This window comes from Stenotrophomonas sp. CFBP 13724 (assembly GCF_014841975.1).
Lineage (GTDB): Bacteria > Pseudomonadota > Gammaproteobacteria > Xanthomonadales > Xanthomonadaceae > Stenotrophomonas > Stenotrophomonas lacuserhaii.
The window spans coordinates 1,967,653-1,984,488 of sequence record NZ_JACYUW010000001.1; the positions used below are offsets into that span (position 1 = coordinate 1,967,653).

General features: G+C 65.8%; 17 protein-coding genes. 4 read left to right on the forward strand and 13 right to left on the reverse strand.

Translation table 11 applies throughout. The features are described from left to right. Nucleotides 1–27 precede the first annotated feature (27 nt). The 7 genes from ispD to IFT63_RS08735 form a co-directional block, all read right to left on the reverse strand. Complete coding sequence (ispD, locus tag IFT63_RS08705; protein WP_042613029.1) at nt 28–726, reverse strand: 2-C-methyl-D-erythritol 4-phosphate cytidylyltransferase; 699 nt, start codon at nt 724–726, stop codon at nt 28–30. After that, nucleotides 723–1,073: a cell division protein FtsB gene (gene ftsB / locus IFT63_RS08710; protein WP_042613028.1), complete on the reverse strand. Its 351-nt coding sequence runs from the start codon at nt 1,071–1,073 to the stop codon at nt 723–725. The genes ispD and ftsB overlap by 4 nt, the downstream gene beginning before the upstream one ends. 4 nt (nt 1,074–1,077) lie before the next feature. Beyond that, complete coding sequence (gene eno, locus IFT63_RS08715) at nt 1,078–2,370, reverse strand: phosphopyruvate hydratase (protein WP_192083844.1); 1,293 nt, start codon at nt 2,368–2,370, stop codon at nt 1,078–1,080. A 126-nt stretch (nt 2,371–2,496) separates the two neighbouring features. Beyond that, complete coding sequence (locus IFT63_RS08720) at nt 2,497–2,850, reverse strand: hypothetical protein (RefSeq protein WP_192083845.1); 354 nt, start codon at nt 2,848–2,850, stop codon at nt 2,497–2,499. After that, nucleotides 2,847–3,677 (reverse strand): 3-deoxy-8-phosphooctulonate synthase, encoded by an 831-nt coding sequence (kdsA, locus tag IFT63_RS08725; protein ID WP_101100055.1) that lies wholly within the window; start codon nt 3,675–3,677, stop codon nt 2,847–2,849. The genes IFT63_RS08720 and kdsA overlap by 4 nt, the downstream gene beginning before the upstream one ends. A gap of 93 nt (nt 3,678–3,770) precedes the next feature. After that, a complete protein-coding gene (locus tag IFT63_RS08730; RefSeq protein WP_192083846.1) occupies nt 3,771–5,435 on the reverse strand; it encodes a CTP synthase in 1,665 nt (554 codons plus the stop codon). Between the two features lie 353 nt (nt 5,436–5,788). Continuing rightward, nucleotides 5,789–6,025 (reverse strand): hypothetical protein, encoded by a 237-nt coding sequence (locus tag IFT63_RS08735; RefSeq protein WP_042613023.1) that lies wholly within the window; start codon nt 6,023–6,025, stop codon nt 5,789–5,791. A gap of 164 nt (nt 6,026–6,189) precedes the next feature. Here IFT63_RS08735 and parE point away from each other — a divergent pair, with 164 nt between their 5' ends. Beyond that, complete coding sequence (gene parE, locus IFT63_RS08740) at nt 6,190–8,079, forward strand: DNA topoisomerase IV subunit B (RefSeq protein ID WP_042613022.1); 1,890 nt, start codon at nt 6,190–6,192, stop codon at nt 8,077–8,079. Nucleotides 8,080–8,242: 163 nt separating this feature from the next. Here parE and IFT63_RS08745 read toward each other — a convergent pair whose 3' ends face one another. Continuing rightward, nucleotides 8,243–9,364, reverse strand: a complete 1,122-nt coding sequence (locus IFT63_RS08745; protein WP_042613021.1) for an inorganic phosphate transporter — start codon at nt 9,362–9,364, stop codon at nt 8,243–8,245. Nucleotides 9,365–9,376: 12 nt separating this feature from the next. After that, on the reverse strand, nt 9,377–10,003 hold the full coding sequence (locus tag IFT63_RS08750) for a DUF47 family protein (protein WP_042613020.1): 627 nt from the start codon (nt 10,001–10,003) through the stop codon (nt 9,377–9,379). 283 nt (nt 10,004–10,286) lie between these two features. Between IFT63_RS08750 and IFT63_RS08755 the strand changes: the two genes are divergently transcribed. Together IFT63_RS08755 and IFT63_RS08760 are read left to right on the forward strand one after the other, a co-directional pair. Next, nucleotides 10,287–11,597: a hemolysin family protein gene (locus tag IFT63_RS08755; RefSeq protein WP_042613040.1), complete on the forward strand. Its 1,311-nt coding sequence runs from the start codon at nt 10,287–10,289 to the stop codon at nt 11,595–11,597. An 82-nt stretch (nt 11,598–11,679) separates the two neighbouring features. Beyond that, nucleotides 11,680–12,255, forward strand: coding sequence for an exopolysaccharide biosynthesis protein (locus tag IFT63_RS08760; RefSeq protein ID WP_249404435.1), 576 nt, complete (start codon nt 11,680–11,682; stop codon nt 12,253–12,255). 69 nt (nt 12,256–12,324) lie between these two features. Here the strand turns inward: IFT63_RS08760 and IFT63_RS08765 are convergent, their stop codons facing one another. From IFT63_RS08765 to IFT63_RS08780, 4 genes are all read right to left on the reverse strand, one after another. Next, the gene (locus IFT63_RS08765) at nt 12,325–12,822 is read right to left on the reverse strand and encodes a pyridoxamine 5'-phosphate oxidase family protein (RefSeq protein ID WP_192083848.1); all 498 of its coding nucleotides are present in this window, start codon (nt 12,820–12,822) and stop codon (nt 12,325–12,327) included. Nucleotides 12,823–12,916: 94 nt separating this feature from the next. Further along, the gene (locus IFT63_RS08770; protein ID WP_192083849.1) at nt 12,917–13,912 is read right to left on the reverse strand and encodes an LLM class flavin-dependent oxidoreductase; all 996 of its coding nucleotides are present in this window, start codon (nt 13,910–13,912) and stop codon (nt 12,917–12,919) included. 107 nt (nt 13,913–14,019) lie between these two features. Next, nucleotides 14,020–14,787, reverse strand: coding sequence for a sulfurtransferase (locus IFT63_RS08775; protein ID WP_192083850.1), 768 nt, complete (start codon nt 14,785–14,787; stop codon nt 14,020–14,022). 28 nt (nt 14,788–14,815) lie between these two features. Next, nucleotides 14,816–15,181: a DUF6164 family protein gene (locus tag IFT63_RS08780; RefSeq protein ID WP_192083851.1), complete on the reverse strand. Its 366-nt coding sequence runs from the start codon at nt 15,179–15,181 to the stop codon at nt 14,816–14,818. 316 nt (nt 15,182–15,497) lie between these two features. On the opposite strand from IFT63_RS08780, the gene IFT63_RS08785 reads away from it, so the two are divergent. Further along, a complete protein-coding gene (locus IFT63_RS08785) occupies nt 15,498–16,748 on the forward strand; it encodes a YcaO-like family protein (RefSeq protein ID WP_192083852.1) in 1,251 nt (416 codons plus the stop codon). The last annotated feature ends 88 nt before the right edge of the window (nt 16,749–16,836 follow it).

Below are 16,836 nucleotides of genomic sequence, written 5' to 3' on the forward strand. Positions count from 1 at the left end.
GCCTTTGCTATGCAGCGCGCGCGCCGGTCATTCGGCGCGACGGGAAAGTACGAATTCGAAGCGATCCAGGTCCGCGGGCGTGGTGACCTTGAAGTTGTCCTCGCTGCCTTCCACAAGCACCGGACGCTGGCCTTGGCATTCCATGGCCATGGCATCGTCGGTGACCTCGATACCGGCGGCAGCCGCCTCGGTCAGTGCCCGCGCCAGCTGGTGGCGACGGAACAACTGCGGGGTCAGTGCCCGCCACAGCCGCGCGCGCGGCTCGGTACCGTCGATGCCGCCATCGTCGCCGGCGCGTTTCAACGTGTCGCGCACCGGGGCGGCCAGGATCGCACCCACCGGATCAGCGCGCCCCACTTCCAGCAGCCGGCTGAGATCGGCCAGCGCCAGGTTGGGCCGCGCCGCGTCATGCACCAGCACGAACTCATCGGCGCGCACGCTGTCGGGCAACGCGAGCAGCCCGGCCAGCACCGACGCCGCCCGCGTCTCGCCGCCGTGGCAGGTCAGGACGGGCTTGCCGGACCATTCGGTCCAGCCCGGCCAATCCGCATCGTCGGCACTGATCACCACCATCGCACCGGCCACCGCAGGGTGCACCAGCAGGGCATCCAGGGTGTGGGCCAACAGGGTCCGGCCGCCTGCCTGCAGGTACTGCTTCGGCACCGGGGCGCCGAAACGACTGCCACGACCGGCAGCGGGCACGATCACCCAGATCGCCGCGCTCATGGCACGTCGGCCGGGTGATCGGCTGGCGTCGGCGCGGCCACAGGGGCACGCACCGGGGCCACCGGCGCATCTTCGACCACGCGGTAGAACTTCTCGCCGGGCTTGATCATGCCCAGTTCGCTGCGCGCGCGCTCTTCGATGGCCGCCTGTCCTTCCTTCAGATCCTGCACTTCGGCAGCCAGCGCATCATTGCGCTGCTGCAGGCCATCGTTGTCACGGTTCTGGTGCTCGACCTGGGCTTCCAGGGTCATCACTTCGCCTGAATTGCCCGGGCCGAACCAGAAACGGTACTGCAACCATGCCAGCAGCAGGGCCAAGGCCAACAGCGCCCACCGCCAGTTGCGCATGGGATCAGCGCTTCAACGAGACGAAGGCATCACGACCGGCGTAACGTGCGCCGGCACCCAGCGCTTCTTCGATGCGCAGCAGCTGGTTGTACTTGGCCACGCGATCACTGCGGCACAGCGAACCGGTCTTGATCTGGGTTGCCGTGGTGGCAACGGCGATATCGGCGATGGTGGTGTCTTCGGTCTCGCCCGAACGGTGCGACACGATGGCCGCGTAACCGGCGCGGTCGGCCATGGCGATCGCTTCCAGCGTTTCGCTCAGGGTGCCGATCTGATTGACCTTGATCAGGATCGCGTTGGCGGTGCCCGAATCGATGCCTTCCTTGAAAATCTTCGGGTTGGTGACGAACAGATCGTCGCCGACCAGCTGCACCTTCTTGCCGATGCGGTCGGTCAGCAGCTTCCAGCCGGCCCAGTCGTTCTCGGCCAGGCCGTCTTCGATGGTGATGATCGGGTACTGGTTCGACCAGTCAGCGAGGAAGTCGACGAACTGCTCGGAGGTCAGGCGTTTGTTCTCGCCGACCAGGTTGTACTTGCCGTTCTCGTAGAACTCGCTGGAGGCCACGTCCAGGCCCAGCAGCACGTCGTCACCGGCGGTGTAACCGGCCTTGCCGATCGCTTCCAGGATGGTGTCGAGCGCTTCGACGTTGCTGCGGAAGTCCGGGGCGAAGCCGCCTTCGTCGCCCACGGCGGTGCTCAGGCCATGGCCCTTCAGCACCGACTTCAGCGAATGGAAGATTTCGGTACCGGCGCGCAGGCTTTCGGAGAACGAGCTGAAGCCCACCGGCAGCACCATGAACTCCTGGAAGTCCACGTTGTTGTCCGCATGCGCGCCACCGTTGATGATGTTCATCATCGGCACCGGCAGCGACGGTGAAACACCGGTCTTGCCAGCCAGGTACTGCCACAGCGCCTGCTTGTTCGATGCGGCGGCGGCATGCGCGGCGGCCATCGAAACACCCAGCAGCGCGTTGGCGCCCAGGCGGCCCTTGTTCTCGGTGCCATCGAGGTCGATCAGGCGGCGGTCAAGGCCTTCCTGGTCGGCGGCATCGAAGCCGGCCAGTGCGCCGGCAATGGCGCCGTTGATGTTCTCCACGGCCTTGCGCACGCCCTTGCCGAGGTAACGGGTCTTGTCGCCGTCACGCAGTTCCACCGCTTCCTTGGTGCCGGTCGAGGCGCCGGAGGGGACTGCGGCGCGACCGAACGAACCGTCCTCCAGGATGACGTCGGCTTCCAGCGTGGGGTTGCCACGGCTGTCGAGGATTTCACGGGCGTGGATGCTGCGGATCGTACTCATGGGCTGGCCGGTTACCTGTCTGTAGAGGAAGGCGACAAAAACGAATGCCGCGTGATTATCCCCGCACGGCCGCCCATTGCCAAATCGGTTGCTGAATCTCGTGCCGCCACGCCTGCAGCGGTGCGACTAGAACAGGCGCGGCAACAGCAGGCAGGCCACCAGCAGGGCCAGCAGCGCGAGCGCTGCGATGCCTGCGGCCGGCCGTTGCGGCAGCCGCAGCGACAGCACGCTGGCCACCAGGCAGCCGATGGTCACCAGCACGCCGATGGACAGGGTGATCAGCAGGGGAATGCGGGTCGCCCGCAGGGCATGGTCGCCATCGCCGGGCATGCCGACACTGGCGAGCACCAGGAAGGCCAGCATGAACACGCTGGCCCATGCCGCCAGAGACAGGCCAAGCGCCGTCCAGCCCCATGGCCAGTGGCGCCACTGCCGCCGCTGGCGGCGCGCATCCAGCGCCGCCCACGGGTCGAGACTCATGCGAAGCGGGAGAAGCCGTGCTTCTTGGTCACCGCATCGAGCTCCATCAGGGTCTCCAGCAGTTCTTCCATCCGATCCAGCGGCCAGGCATTGGGGCCATCGGACAGCGCCTTGGACGGGTCGGGATGGGTTTCGGCAAACAGGCCGGACACACCGACCGCGACCGCAGCACGCGACAGCACCGGCACGAATTCGCGCTGGCCACCGGAGCTGGTGCCCTGCCCGCCCGGCAGCTGCACCGAATGGGTGGCATCGAACACCACCGGGCAGCCGGTATCGCGCATCACCGACAGCGAGCGCATGTCGCTGACCAGGTTGTTGTAGCCGAAGCTGGCGCCGCGCTCGCAGACCATGATCTGCTCGTTGCCGGTCGCCTTGGCCTTCTCCACCACCGGCTTCATGTCCCATGGGGACAGGAACTGGCCCTTCTTGATGTTCACCGGCTTGCCGGCGGCACAGACCTTGGTGATGAAATCGGTCTGCCGGACCAGGAACGCAGGCGTCTGCAGCACATCGACCACCGAGGCCACTTCGTCCATCGGGGTGTACTCATGCACGTCGGTCAGCACCGGCACGCCGATCTGCTTCTTCACTTCGGCCAGTACCTTCAGGCCTTCTTCCATGCCCGGGCCACGGAAGGCGGTACCGGAGGTGCGGTTGGCCTTGTCGAAGCTGGACTTGAAGATGAAATTCACCCCGAGCCGGCCGGTGATTTCCTTCAGGCGGCCGGCGACGTCGAGCTGCAGCTGCATCGACTCGATCACGCAGGGGCCGGCGATCAGGAACAGGGGCTGGTCCAGCCCGACCTCGAATCCACACAGTTTCATGGCGTTTCCTTGTTGTGGCGCGGCGCCGGCGCGGGCCGGCAGGCATCAGGGGTTCAAGCGCGGAACATGGGGGCTGCACGCCCCCACTGCAAGTCAGGCAACGGCGTCGGCCAGCGGCTGGCCCGCCGCCTTGCGCTCGCGCGCGGCACGGATGAAGCCGATGAACAACGGGTGGCCGGCACGCGGGGTGGACAGGAACTCCGGATGCGCCTGGCAGGCCAGGAACCACGGATGCGCACTGCGCGGCAGTTCGATCACTTCCACCAGGGTATCGTCCATCGACTTGCCCGCGATCACCAGGCCGGCATCTTCCAGCTGGGTGCGGTAGCGGTTGTTGAACTCGTAACGATGGCGGTGGCGCTCTTCCACCACGTCCTTGCCGTACAGCTCACGGGCCAGCGTGCCCGGCTTCAGGCGCTGCTCCTGCAGGCCCAGGCGCATGGTGCCGCCAAGGTCGCTCTTGTCGTCACGCTTCTCCACGTCGCCGGTGGCGGTGCGCCATTCGGTGATCAGGCCGATCACCGGATCCGGCGACTGGCGGTCGTTCTCGGTGCTGTTGGCGCCTTCCAGGCCGACCACGTGGCGGGCGTAATCCACTACCGCGGCCTGCATGCCGTAGCAGATGCCGAAGTACGGCACCTTGTGCTCGCGGGCGTACTGCGAGGTCAGCACCTTGCCTTCGAAGCCGCGATCACCGAAGCCACCGGGCACCAGGATGCCATCGACATCGGCCAGCGCGGACATGTCGCTGCCTTCCAGCTCCTGCGCTTCCAGCCACTTCAGGGTGACCCTGGTGCGCTGGCGCAGGCCGCCATGCTTGAGCGCCTCGCCCACCGACTTGTACGCATCCTGGTGGTCCACGTACTTGCCGACCACCGCGATGGTCACCGCATCGAGCGGGTTGAGCGTGGCGTCCACCGCGTCTTCCCACATCGACAGGTCGACCGGGCCGGCCTTGTCGGCCAGCTTGAACTGATTCACCACGATGTCATCCAGGCCCTGCGCGTGCAGGCCCATCGGGATGCTGTACAGCACGTCCACGTCCGGCACGCTGATCACCGCGCGCTCGGAGACATTGGTGAACTGGGCGATCTTGCGACGCTCCGAGTCCGGCACCGCCTGCTCGGAACGGCACAGCAGCACGTCCGGCTGGATGCCGATCGAGCGCAGTTCCTTGACCGAATGCTGGGTCGGCTTGGTCTTCAGCTCGCCGGCGGCGCTGATGTACGGCACCAGGGTGAGATGCATGAACAACGCCTTCTCAGGGCCGCGCTCGGTACGCACCTGGCGGATCGCTTCCAGGAACGGCAGCGACTCGATGTCGCCGACGGTACCGCCGATTTCCACCAGCGCCACGTCGAAGCCTTCGGTGGCTTCGTCGATGCAGCGGCGGATCTCATCGGTGATATGCGGAATCACCTGCACGGTGGCGCCGAGGTAGTCGCCGCGGCGCTCCTTGCGGATCACGTTCTCGTAGATGCGCCCGGTGGTGACCGAATTCTTGCGGCTCAGGCGGGTGCGCACGAAACGCTCGTAGTGGCCCAGGTCCAGGTCGGTCTCGGCGCCGTCATCGGTGACGTACACCTCGCCGTGCTGGAACGGGCTCATGGTGCCCGGGTCGACGTTGATGTACGGGTCGAGCTTCATCATCGTGACCTTCAGGCCACGGGCTTCGAGGATTGCGGCCAGTGACGCGGCGGCAATGCCTTTGCCGAGCGAGGACACCACGCCGCCGGTTACGAAAATCAAGGGAGTCATGGCTGCAAGCATCCTGTATTGAATTGAGGAACGGCCACGCCCCTCCGGCCCAACGGGCGGGGGGTAGGCAGAAAGGGGGGTTGGCGACTCGCCGAGGCGGCGAGGAGGGAGGTGAGGCGGTGGCCAGCGAGCGAGGTCAGCTTGGCCGTGCCGGTCGTGGAGACCGTCACCTGCGCCCAGCCTTGCTGGCTGCCACGCATGGCCTTGCCAGTCCAATCGCTGATGGTGGACACGCACTACTCCCGGAAAGCGATAGTTTACAGATTGAAGGCCCCAAGCCCAAGGGGCAGCCGACAATCGGGCAAAAAGAAGGCCCCGGCAGAACCGGGGCCCGGGCACGCAAGCGCGGCAGATCAGCGCTTCTTGCGGGCTTCTTCCTCTTCTTCCTCGCGCTGCGGCGCCTGCTGGCCGTTGGCCTTCAGCTCGGCGTTGGCCTGCGCGCGGCGCTTGGCCTTGGCATCGGCTTCGGCCTGCGCCGGATTGGCCTGGTCGCCCTGCTGCGGCGTCGACTGGCCGGCGTTCTGGGCCAGCGCCAGCGGCACGGCGACCACGGCAGCGGCAACGATGGCGATAGTGAGCAGCTTCTTCATGGAGTCCTCCTCGCGGTAACGACCCTGAACATGGGGGCGCTGGGGTCGGTTTCCCAGCTGTGGCCATTTTAGCGCCGCCGATGGCCCGGCAGATGAACCGCAGGCGTGCAAAATCCCTGCCCAGACCGCACACTTGCGCGTCGCTCCAACGCTTTGAAACATAGATGAACACCCGCTATAACGCCGCCGATATCGAAGTCCTGTCCGGCCTTGACCCGGTCAAGCGCCGCCCCGGCATGTACACCGACACCACCCGCCCGAACCACTTGGCGCAGGAAGTGATCGACAACTCGGTGGACGAAGCGCTGGCCGGCCACGCGCGCTCCATCGAGATCACCCTGTACAAGGACGGCAGCGTGGAAGTCAGCGATGACGGCCGTGGCATGCCGGTGGACATCCACCCGGAAGAAAAGATCCCCGGCGTGGAACTGATCCTGACCCGCCTGCACGCGGGCGGCAAGTTCAACAACAACAACTACACCTTCTCCGGCGGCCTGCATGGCGTGGGCGTGAGCGTGGTCAACGCGCTGTCCACCCTGGTGGAACTGCACATCAAGCGCGAAGGCGCCGAACACCGCATCACCTTCCGCAATGGCGACCTCGCCTCGCCGCTGGAAGTGGTCGGCAGCGTGGGCAAGAAGAACACCGGCACCCGGCTGCGCTTCTGGCCGGATCCGAAGTACTTCGATACGCCCAAGTTCGCGGTGCGCGCGCTCAAGCACCTGCTGCGCGCCAAGGCGGTGCTGTGCCCCGGGCTGACGGTCAAGCTGACCGATGAAGCCACCGGCGAAGTGGACACCTGGCATTACGAAGACGGCCTGCGCGACTACCTGAAGCTGGAACTCGGCGAACGCGAGATGCTGCCGGGCAATCTGTTCGTCGGCCACGTCAAGAAGGAAAACGAGATCGCCGACTGGGCCGTGGCCTGGATGCCCGAAGGCGAGCTGGTGCAGGAAAGCTACGTCAACCTGATCCCCACCGCCCAGCACGGCACCCACGTCAACGGCCTGCGTACCGGCCTGACCGAGGCGCTGCGCGAGTTCTGCGACTTCCGCAACCTGCTGCCACGCGGCGTCAAGCTGGCGCCGGAAGATGTCTGGGACCGGGTCGCCTTCGTGCTGTCGATCAAGATGACCGACCCGCAGTTCAGTGGCCAGACCAAGGAACGCCTGTCCTCGCGCCAGGCCGCCGGCTTCGTCGAAGGCGCCGCCCATGATGCCTTCAGCCTGCTGCTGAACCAGAACGTGGAGATCGGCGAGCGCATCGCCCAGCTGGCCATCGAACGCGCCAGCGCGCGCCTGAAGACCGAAAAGCTGGTGGTGCGCAAGAAGGTCACCCAAGGCCCTGCCCTGCCCGGCAAGCTGGCCGACTGCATCAGCCAGGACCTGTCCCGCACCGAGCTGTTCCTGGTGGAAGGTGACTCGGCCGGCGGCAGCGCCAAGCAGGCCCGCGACAAGGATTTCCAGGCCATCATGCCGCTGCGCGGCAAGATCCTGAACACCTGGGAGGTCTCCTCCAACAGCGTGCTGGCCTCCGAGGAAGTGCACAACCTGGCCATCGCCATCGGTTGCGATCCGGGCAAGGAAGACATCAGTGGCCTGCGCTACGGCAAGGTCGTCATCCTGGCCGACGCCGACTCCGACGGCCTGCACATCGCCACCCTGCTCACCGCGCTGTTCCTGAAGCATTTCCCGGCGCTGGTCGATGCCGGCCACGTGTTCGTGGCGATGCCGCCGCTGTTCCGCATCGACGTGGGCAAGCAGGTGTTCTACGCGCTGGATGAAGAAGAAAAGCGCACCATGCTGGACAAGATCGAGCGCGAGAAGATCAAGGGCGCGATCAGCGTGACCCGCTTCAAGGGCCTGGGCGAGATGAACCCGCCGCAGCTGCGCGAATCGACCATCCATCCCGATACGCGCCGGCTGGTCCAGCTGACCATCGACGATGGCGAGCAGACCCATTCGCTGATGGACATGCTGCTGGCGAAGAAGCGTGCATCGGATCGGAAGGGTTGGTTGGAGACCAAGGGCGACCTGGCGTCGCTGGAAGCCTGACCCGGGCGCGTCATTGCACGGGGCCGTGGCGACGGCCCCAACCTCATTGACTCGGCGTTGTCCACTCGGCGCGGGCGACCTGGCGTCGCTTGAAGCCTGACCAACAAAAAACGCCGGCCCCAAGGGCCGGCGTTTGTTTATGCCGATGCGCGGCGTCGGGCGGTCAGGCCCAGCCCACCATCTCGAACAGCTTGAGGATCAGGTAGGCACAGCCACCGGCCGCCGGGATGGTCAGGATCCAGGCCCATACGATGCGCTCGATCACGCCCAACCGCAGCGAACGCGGGTTCTTGGCAAAGCCAACGCCCATGATCGCGGTGGAGATGCTGTGCGTGGTCGACACCGGCATGCCGAAGTGCGCCGCCACGGTCAGCACCGTGGCCGAACTGGTTTCCGCAGCGAAGCCATGGATCGGGTGAAGCTTGACCATCTTGTGGCCGAGCGTCTTGATGATCTTCCAGCCACCGGACGCCGTACCGGCCGCCATCACCACCGCGCAGGTCAGCACGATCCACATCGCGATGCCGTCACCAGCACTCGCGTCGGGATGCATGAAGGCCAGGAACGAAGGCAGGTTGTTCAGTGCACCGGTGGCCTCGGCGCCGATCAGCGTCATGGCGATGATGCCCATCGTCTTCTGCGCATCGTTGTGCCCGTGCGCGAAGCCCATGTAGGCGGCCGAAACGATCTGCGCCTTGCCGAAGAACATGTTGACGAAGCGCGGGCGGGCAAGCCGGCCGATCGCCCCGCCCACCTTGGCCAGGCCGGCGATCATCGCCCACAGCAGCAGCATCACCACGATGCCGAGCAGGAAGCCGGCCACCGGCGAGGTGATCATCGGCACGAACACCTTCCACAGCAGGCCTTTGTTCTGCGCCCAGCTGCCCAGCCGCTCGGACCAGATCAACGCATCCCAGTTGTTGTGGGCAGCGGCCAGGCCGGCACCGCACAGGCCACCGATCAACGCGTGCGAGGAAGAGGACGGCAGCCCCTTCCACCAGGTGATCAGGTTCCAGATGATGCCGCCCAGCAGCGCGCACAGGATCACCTGCGGGGTCACGTCGACCACGTTGGTGTTGAGCAGGCCGGAGGCGATGGTCAGCGCGACGGCGGTGCCGGTCAATGCGCCGATGAGGTTCATGAAGGCCGCCAGCATGACCGCCCAACCCGGCGACAGCACCTTGGTGGCGACCACGGTGGCGATGGAGTTGGCGGTATCGTGGAAGCCGTTGATGAACTCGAAGACGAGCGCGGCGAAAATCACCACCAGGACAAGGGTCAGCATCCGTGCGGCCCGTCAGCTGTTCTTCAAGACGATCTGGTACGCCACCACGCCCGCCTCGCGGCAGCGGTCGATGGCCTTTTCCAGGATCTCGAAGAATTCCTTCAGCAGGAACATCTGCAGGTGGTCCAAGCGACCGGAGTAGATGTCGCGGTACAGCTCCAGCATCAGCCGGTCGGCCTCGTTTTCCAGCGCACGCAGCTTTTCGTTGAGCGCGGTCATCCGGTCCAGGTTCATGTGGCGAAGGTCGGCCACCATTTCCACCACCACAGCAGCGGCCTGTTCCAACATCGCCGCGCGCGGGGCGAAGTCGATGTGCTCCAGGTGGGCTACGGCCAGCGAATAGCGGTCAGCGAACTTTTCGACCTGCTTGGGAATCTTGTACAGCGCCGAGCCGAGCGCTTCGATGTCCTCGCGCTCGATCGGGGTCATGAAACTGTCCACCAGCGCCTGGCTGATCTTGTCCGACGCGGCGCGTTCACGCAGACGGGCAAGCTTGAAGGCATCCAGCGCAGGCTGGCGGTCGGACTCGCGCATCATCGCGTGCAGGGCGCGTGCGCTGTCGCTGGCCGCGACGGCGGCCTCATCAAGCAGGGTGTAGAACTGTTTGCCGGAGCCGAAAATGGTCTGCAGAGAGAACATTGAGAAACCTGTTCGCCGTCACGGGAAGGACGGCACCAGATGGAATTATGACGGCTAGATGACCGTTGCGGGTACTCCCGGACGTTTCTGACGGAATCTGCCCCCAACCTGAACGGGCACTTGCCGCCCGCCGCCCTCTGTTTGCTAAGATGCCAGCGCGCCTACGGGCGCACACCTATGGACGACGACCCTTACCCCCCGCCGCCGCGCCCGACCCCGGTCCCCAGCGCCTGCCGCCATCGCAGACACCCTTCTTCCCTGCCACCAACCGGGGACGATGCCCGTGTTTGAACTGATTATTGTCCTGGCCCTGATCCTGCTCAACGGCTTCTTCGCCATGTCCGAGATGTCGGTCATGACCTCGCGCAAGAGCCGGCTCAAGCAGATGGCCGCCACCAGCAAGCGCGCCGAACGCGCACTGGAACTGTCCGAAAAACCGGAAAGCTTCCTGTCCACGGTGCAGATCGGCATCACCCTGATCGGCATCCTGACCGGTGTGTTCGGTGGCGAGGCGATCGGCCTGGCCATCGCCACCTGGCTGCACGACCTGTTCCCCGGCTTCGCCTACGCCAGTCAGGTCGGCAAGGCATTGGCCGTGGCCTTGATCACCTTCCTGACGCTGATCTTCGGCGAGCTGGTGCCCAAGCGTCTTGCCATCACCCGCTCGGAAGATATCGCCGGTCTGGTCGCCTGGCCGATGGGCTGGCTTTCGCGGATCGCCTTCCCGGCCGTCTGGCTGCTGTCCCACAGCACCCGGCTGGTGCTGCGGGTGATCGGGCTGGGCAAGGATGAAGCGGCCAGCGTCACCGAAGAAGAGATCCGCATGCTGGTGGCCGAAAGCCACGAGGCCGGGGTGATCGACGCGCACGAGCGCGACATGATGAACCGCGTGATGCGGCTGGGCGACCGCACCGCCGACAGCCTGATGACCCCGCGCAACCGCATTGCCTGGCTGGACACCCAGGGCGCGCTGGAGAAGAACCTGGAGATCATGAGCGAGAACGAGTTCTCGCGGTATCCGGTGTACCGGGACAATGACTCGGACGTGGTCGGCATCCTTGAAATGAAGAGCCTGGCCACGCGCATGGCGCGCGGTGACCACGCCTTGTTCCAGAACCTGCGCGAAGTGCTGTACGTTTCTGAAAGCACCCATGCGATGAAGCTGCTGGAGATCTTCCGCGAGGAACAGCAGTCGGTCGCACTGGTGGTGGACGAGTACGGCGAGATCCAGGGGCTGGTCACCATCAGCGACCTGATGGGCGCGGTGGTCGGCCGTCTGCAGGCCACCGAAAACGCGGACGAAGACGCGCTGGTGGTGACCCGCGAAGACGGCTCGCTGCTGGTGGACGGCTCGCTGCCGATCGAAGACCTGCGCGAGCTGCTGGGCACCAATGACCTGCCGGATGCCGAGGACGGCGATTACTACACGCTGGCCGGCATGTGCATCCACTTCTTCGGCCGCATCCCGCACGTAGGCGAGTACTTCGACTGGGCCGGTTGGCGCATCGAGGTGATCGACCTGGACGGTGCGCGCGTGGACAAACTGCTGCTGCGCACGCTATCCGACGAGCAGGCCGATGAACTCACCGCCTGATCCCGGCCTGCCGCCGGACGACGCTTGCCCCTCAGACAGCGGGTCGAACTACCGCAACGAAGGCATCCGCACGCTGTTGGCGATGTTCGAGTTCGGCGACCCGGCCCAGCACATGAAGCTGGGGCAGATCCTGCAGAACCTGCAGCAGAGTGCGTTCGGCGTGTTCCTGTTCATCGCCATCCTGCCCTCGTTCATCCCGATTCCGGGCGTGGGTGGGGCCCTCAGCGGTCCGCTGGTCATCCTGATCGGCGCGCAGATGATGTGCGGGCTGCGCAAGCCGTGGGTGCCGGGTTTCATCGCCCGCCGTGGACCCAAGCGCGGCACGATGCACAGGTTCCTGGACCGTATCGATGGCGCGCTGCGCCGGCTCGACCGCCTGCTCAAACCGCGCCGCCCGCAGTTGCTGCAGCCTGTCGCCGCGCATGCCTTCAGCGGCCTGCTGCTGGTGCTGCTGGGGGTGCTGCTGTCGTTGCCGATTCCCTTCACCAACTACCTGTTCGGCTTCCAGCTGCTGCTGTTTTCGCTGGCACTGCTGGAACGCGACGGGGTGCTGATGCTGGTGAACTGGATCGCCGCGGTGGTCGCGGTGGTGTTCTTCGGTTTCAGCTCCGGGCAGTTGGTCGAGTACGTGGCGGAACTGTTGCAGCGCTGGTTCTGACCGGCTGCGGTGTCGAGCAAGCTCGACACTACGGACTGTAGTATCGAGCTTGCTCGACATGACCCGGGATCAGCGCAGGTCGACGAAACCGTTGTCGCCCAGCCGGCTCGGCTCATCCTGCACCGCCGACAGCACGAAGCTCAGCGCCTTGCCCAGCAGCGTGCCCGGGCCATCCCAGTATTCTGCCGATTCGGCCTGGACGTGGATCAGCCGCAGATTCGGATCATCCTTGCCCTCCGGGAAGAACAGCTTCATCGCCGGTGACCACAATTCATCGATCTTCGCCCGGTCGTCGACGATCCGCGCGGTGCCGGCGACGGACACGTAGCTGTTCTTCGAAGGCGACGCATAGGCCACGTTGACCCGCGGATTGAGCGCGATCTCGGCCACCTTCGGGCTGTCGGCCGAGGTGGCGAACCACAGGTCGCCGTCGAATTCCACTTCCTGGGTGCCCAGCGGGCGGCTGTACAGGCGACCATCGACGCCGGTGGTGGTGAACATCGCCACCTCAACATCCTTGATCAGGGCGGCGAGCTGGGTGATGTGCTGCTGGCGATCTGCGTTCATGAGTTGCTCCTTGGTAGAGCTCCATCTCACGCGAGCGCCGTGCAACGCCGCGTGAGGCGGATGTTCAGCGCGCGTGGTGGCGTACGCGTGGCATTCAGGCAGCGTGGCGCGCGTGCCAGGCCTGCATGGCCAGTTCGAACGAACGCAGGCGCGCGCGATGGTCGTAGATGTTCGCGGTCAACAGCAGTTCGTCAGGCTGGTGGCGATCGACGAAGGCGGCGATGCCCTCGCCCACCTGCTGCGCGTCGCCCAGCACGGTGCAGGCCAGCGCACGCTCCACGCCCACCTTTTCATGCGGCTGCCAGAACGTATCGATGTCGTCCACCGGCGGCGGGATCCGGCCGGGATTGCCGCGTCGCAGATTGACGAAGCTCTGCTGCTGGCTGGTGAACAGCCGCCGCGATTCGGCTTCGCTTTCGCTGGCCACCACGTTCAGGGCCAACATCGCATGCGGCCGCTTGAGCGTGGCCGATTCACGGAAATCACGGCGGTAGACGGCCAGCGCCTCGTCCATCGAATCAGGCGCGAAATGCGAGGCGAAGGCGTACGGCAGGCCCAGCGAGGCGGCCAGGCGCGCGCCGAACAGGCTCGAGCCCAGTATCCACACCGGCACCCGCAGGCCAGCCCCCGGCACTGCCTGCACGGCCTGCCCGGGCTGAGCCGGCTCGAAGTAGTGCAGCAGCTCGCGGACATCCTGCGGGAACTGGTCGGCGCTGTCGAAATAGCGCCGCAGCGCACGGGCGGTGGGCTGGTCGGTACCGGGCGCGCGGCCCAGCCCCAGGTCGATGCGATCCGGATACAAGGAGGCCAGCGTGCCGAACTGTTCGGCGGCCTGCAGTGGGGCGTGGTTGGGCAGCATGATGCCGCCAGCCCCGACCCGGATGCGCTGGGTGCCACCGGCGACATGGCCGATCAGCACCGCGGTGGCGGCGCTGGCGATGCCCGGCATGTTGTGGTGCTCGGCCAGCCAGAAGCGGCGGTAGCCCAGCTCATCGGCCTGTTGGGCCAGTTCGAGCATGTTGGCGAAGGCGGCGGTGGTGTCGCTGCCCTCGCAGACCGGGGCCAGGTCGAGGATCGACAGGGGAATCATCAGGCAGGCATTCCATCAGGAGATGCCCAAGGTATGGGGACGTCTGGACACGCTTGCCAGTGTCGATGGCGGGACGCTGATTCCCGTGGCGCGGCAATCGGGCAGGGTCAGAACGCGCTGGGCTTGGGCTCCGGCAGCGGCTGGTCCACCAAGGGCCGCAGTTGTGCATCCAATGCCACCCGCTCGTCGAACACGAAGCAGCGGCCGTCGTAGCCTTCCCCGCCCACTTCCTCGAAGTAGCCCAGGATGCCCCCATCCAGCTGCAGCACATTGTCCATGCCGTCGTTGCGCATCCACAGCGCGGCCTTCTCACAGCGGATGCCGCCGGTGCAGAAGCTGACCACGGTGCTGTCCTTCAACGCGTCGCGGTGCGGTGCCAGCGCAGCGGGAAGGTCGGTGAACTTTTCGATCGGCAGCACCAGGGCATCCTGGAACGTCCCGAATTCGACCTCCTGCAGATTGCGCGTATCCAGCATCACCACCGGCTTGCCGGCATCATCGTGCCCCTGCCGCAACCAGCGTTGCACGGTGGCCGGGTCGATCGCCGGGGCGCGCGGGTACTCCAGCGGCTGGCCATCATCGCGGCGGAAACTGATGATCTCGTCCTTCACCTTCACTTTCAGGCGGGCGAACGGCTGGTGCTCGCTGAAGCTGGTCTTGACCCGCATTCCGGTGAAACGCTCGTCAGCCTGCAGGGCCGAATAGAAACCGTCGATTCCCGCCGGCGCCCCGGCCAGGAACAGGTTCAGCCCCTCGCCGGCCACCAGGATGCTGCCCCGCAGCCCTGCGGCCTCGGCGCGCGCCAGCAGCTGGTCGGCCAGTTGCCGGGGGTTTTCAACGGTGACGAAGTGGTAGGCAGCGGTATTGGCGATCATCGGCCCATTTTACCCGCTGCGCGCCCGCTCAGCCGCGCAGCAGCATGAACGGAAGCAGCACCAGCGCAGCCGCCACCCCCATGCCCAGCAGCACCAGCACGACAAACCCCGGTCGACGCCGCAGCAGGCTGCCGAAAGTTTCCGCGCTGCCGTCCTGCAGGGCCTGCTCGCGCTCGGCGCGCATGCGCACGCTGCGCTGCGCCTGGTAGGTGCCCATCAGTTCACGGGCGCGCGCATGGTCATCGTCCTCGCGGATCCACAGGCCTCCGTTGGAGATGCCCCACGGGCTCGGTTCAGTGCGATACCAGGCAATGCGATGCTGGTCCAGCAACGTGCAGACATCGTGGTATTCGTCATCGCCGACATGGCGCAGGTTGAGCAGGAGTTTCGACATGGCGCCCATCATACGGCCACGGGCTACTCCTACGTATTCGCACGGCAGCGGACGATCCCTGGCCAGTGGCTGGATTGAGACCCTTGCTCTGCCGCAAACGGCGGCGATCCTTTCAAAGGAAACACCATGGGTATCTTCAATATTCCGTTCTTGATCACCGGCGCCATCCAGGTCGCCGACCTGCAGCTCAATGCGCAGGAAATCGCGCTGCTGGGTTGACCCCGGGCTGAGTGAAAGCGCTGCAGCCCTCCCGCTTTCGGGCTGCAGCACTTACACCAGCAGGCGCAGGTACCCCCTTACAGCAAATGTGTGGACCATGGCCCCTTCCAGCATCCCCGAAGAACGACACTTCAGCCTGCCCGACGCTGCCCAACGCATCCGGGCAGCGTTCGACAGTCTCGATATACGCCACGTGACCAGCTTCACCGGCCAGTCCCCGTGCGCTGCGTTGACCGAACTTTACGACGACGATGGCGCGCTGTTGACCGGCGGATGGGGGAAAGGCGCGCGTGAGGCGGCAGCCGTCGGCTCGCTGTATGAGGCCATGGAGCACCTGTTGATGGATCGCCAGGCCCTTCATGGGGCACAGGTCCAGGCGGTGGAGGAACTGATTTCGCTGCTGGGTCCGGACCTCACCGGTTACCTGCCCGGCGCACTGCTGTTCGACCAGATCGAGGAAACCATCGCCACGCGGCGCTATAGCGGTCTGGCAGGAGCGGTGGATTTCTACTATCCGGTGGCCCTCTCCGCTCCAACCTATGTCGACGCGCCACTGGCGGCCGACACGTTTGACTACGCCCCCCTGCGCCGCTATGCCAGCAACAGCGGCACGGCGATCGGCGGCAGCCTGGACGAAGCGCTGCTGCACGCACTGAACGAATGCGCCGAGCGCGATGCCATCTCGATGTTCCTGCTCACCCACTTCTTCCACGCCGCCAACGAATCACTGCGCGTGGTCGGTGCTGCGGGCCTGCCCGCTGATGTCGCTGATCTGTATCGCCAGGTCAGACGGTGCGTGGATGCCGATATCTGCCTGCTCGACATTTCCAGCACGCCCGGCATCACCAGCTGCCTTGCCGTCGCGCACCTCTGCTATGACCACGCACGCCCATATGGCGCTGGCGCTTCACTCAATCCCGCCCACGCCGCACGCAGGGCCCTGCACGAGCTGCTGCAGTCGCATCTGGCGCTTGCCAGCAACGCCACCCCGGCACGCGCTGGTCGGGCCGCCTCCGTCCATCCGGTGCAGTTGCTGCAGCAATGGCCGCGGCTGCAGCCCAGCGCACGCATGGACATCGAAGACCGCCTGGCGAGCCAGCCGATCACTGCCGTCCAGTTGGAAGACCGACCGGCAGGGCCGGTGGAGGCACAGGTGCAGCAACTCGGTCAGGCCCTGAAAGCAGACGGGCTGATTGCCGGGTACAACGTGATCCACACCTTCGACAACGGCATCACGCTGGTCAATGCGGTTGTGCCGCGTTTTGAACGTTTCCACCTGGTCACCCTGGGCCACGTCGTGGTGCCGGGCCGGCGCGGCGGCGCACCGGGCGCCTCCGGCGGACAGTAGTGACGGGCGGTGGCCGTCAGTTGCGGGCGATCGCGTTGACGGCCAGCGGCCGTCACTACCGCGGCGCAGCCTCCGTTCCGGCGCGATG

What these genes read in the sequence shown, in the direction of transcription:
- ispD (WP_042613029.1), bottom strand. Translation starts at nt 726, where the DNA reads ATGAGCGCGGCGATCTGGGTGATCGTGCCCGCTGCCGGTCGTGGCAGT.
- ftsB (WP_042613028.1), bottom strand. Translation starts at nt 1,073, where the DNA reads ATGCGCAACTGGCGGTGGGCGCTGTTGGCCTTGGCCCTGCTGCTGGCA.
- eno (WP_192083844.1), bottom strand. Translation starts at nt 2,370, where the DNA reads ATGAGTACGATCCGCAGCATCCACGCCCGTGAAATCCTCGACAGCCGT.
- IFT63_RS08720 (WP_192083845.1), bottom strand. Translation starts at nt 2,850, where the DNA reads ATGAGTCTCGACCCGTGGGCGGCGCTGGATGCGCGCCGCCAGCGGCGG.
- kdsA (WP_101100055.1), bottom strand. Translation starts at nt 3,677, where the DNA reads ATGAAACTGTGTGGATTCGAGGTCGGGCTGGACCAGCCCCTGTTCCTG.
- IFT63_RS08730 (WP_192083846.1), bottom strand. Translation starts at nt 5,435, where the DNA reads ATGACTCCCTTGATTTTCGTAACCGGCGGCGTGGTGTCCTCGCTCGGC.
- IFT63_RS08735 (WP_042613023.1), bottom strand. Translation starts at nt 6,025, where the DNA reads ATGAAGAAGCTGCTCACTATCGCCATCGTTGCCGCTGCCGTGGTCGCC.
- parE (WP_042613022.1), top strand. Translation starts at nt 6,190, where the DNA reads ATGAACACCCGCTATAACGCCGCCGATATCGAAGTCCTGTCCGGCCTT.
- IFT63_RS08745 (WP_042613021.1), bottom strand. Translation starts at nt 9,364, where the DNA reads ATGCTGACCCTTGTCCTGGTGGTGATTTTCGCCGCGCTCGTCTTCGAG.
- IFT63_RS08750 (WP_042613020.1), bottom strand. Translation starts at nt 10,003, where the DNA reads ATGTTCTCTCTGCAGACCATTTTCGGCTCCGGCAAACAGTTCTACACC.
- IFT63_RS08760 (WP_249404435.1), top strand. Translation starts at nt 11,680, where the DNA reads ATGTTCGAGTTCGGCGACCCGGCCCAGCACATGAAGCTGGGGCAGATC.
- IFT63_RS08765 (WP_192083848.1), bottom strand. Translation starts at nt 12,822, where the DNA reads ATGAACGCAGATCGCCAGCAGCACATCACCCAGCTCGCCGCCCTGATC.
- IFT63_RS08770 (WP_192083849.1), bottom strand. Translation starts at nt 13,912, where the DNA reads ATGATTCCCCTGTCGATCCTCGACCTGGCCCCGGTCTGCGAGGGCAGC.
- IFT63_RS08775 (WP_192083850.1), bottom strand. Translation starts at nt 14,787, where the DNA reads ATGATCGCCAATACCGCTGCCTACCACTTCGTCACCGTTGAAAACCCC.
- IFT63_RS08780 (WP_192083851.1), bottom strand. Translation starts at nt 15,181, where the DNA reads ATGTCGAAACTCCTGCTCAACCTGCGCCATGTCGGCGATGACGAATAC.
- IFT63_RS08785 (WP_192083852.1), top strand. Translation starts at nt 15,498, where the DNA reads ATGGCCCCTTCCAGCATCCCCGAAGAACGACACTTCAGCCTGCCCGAC.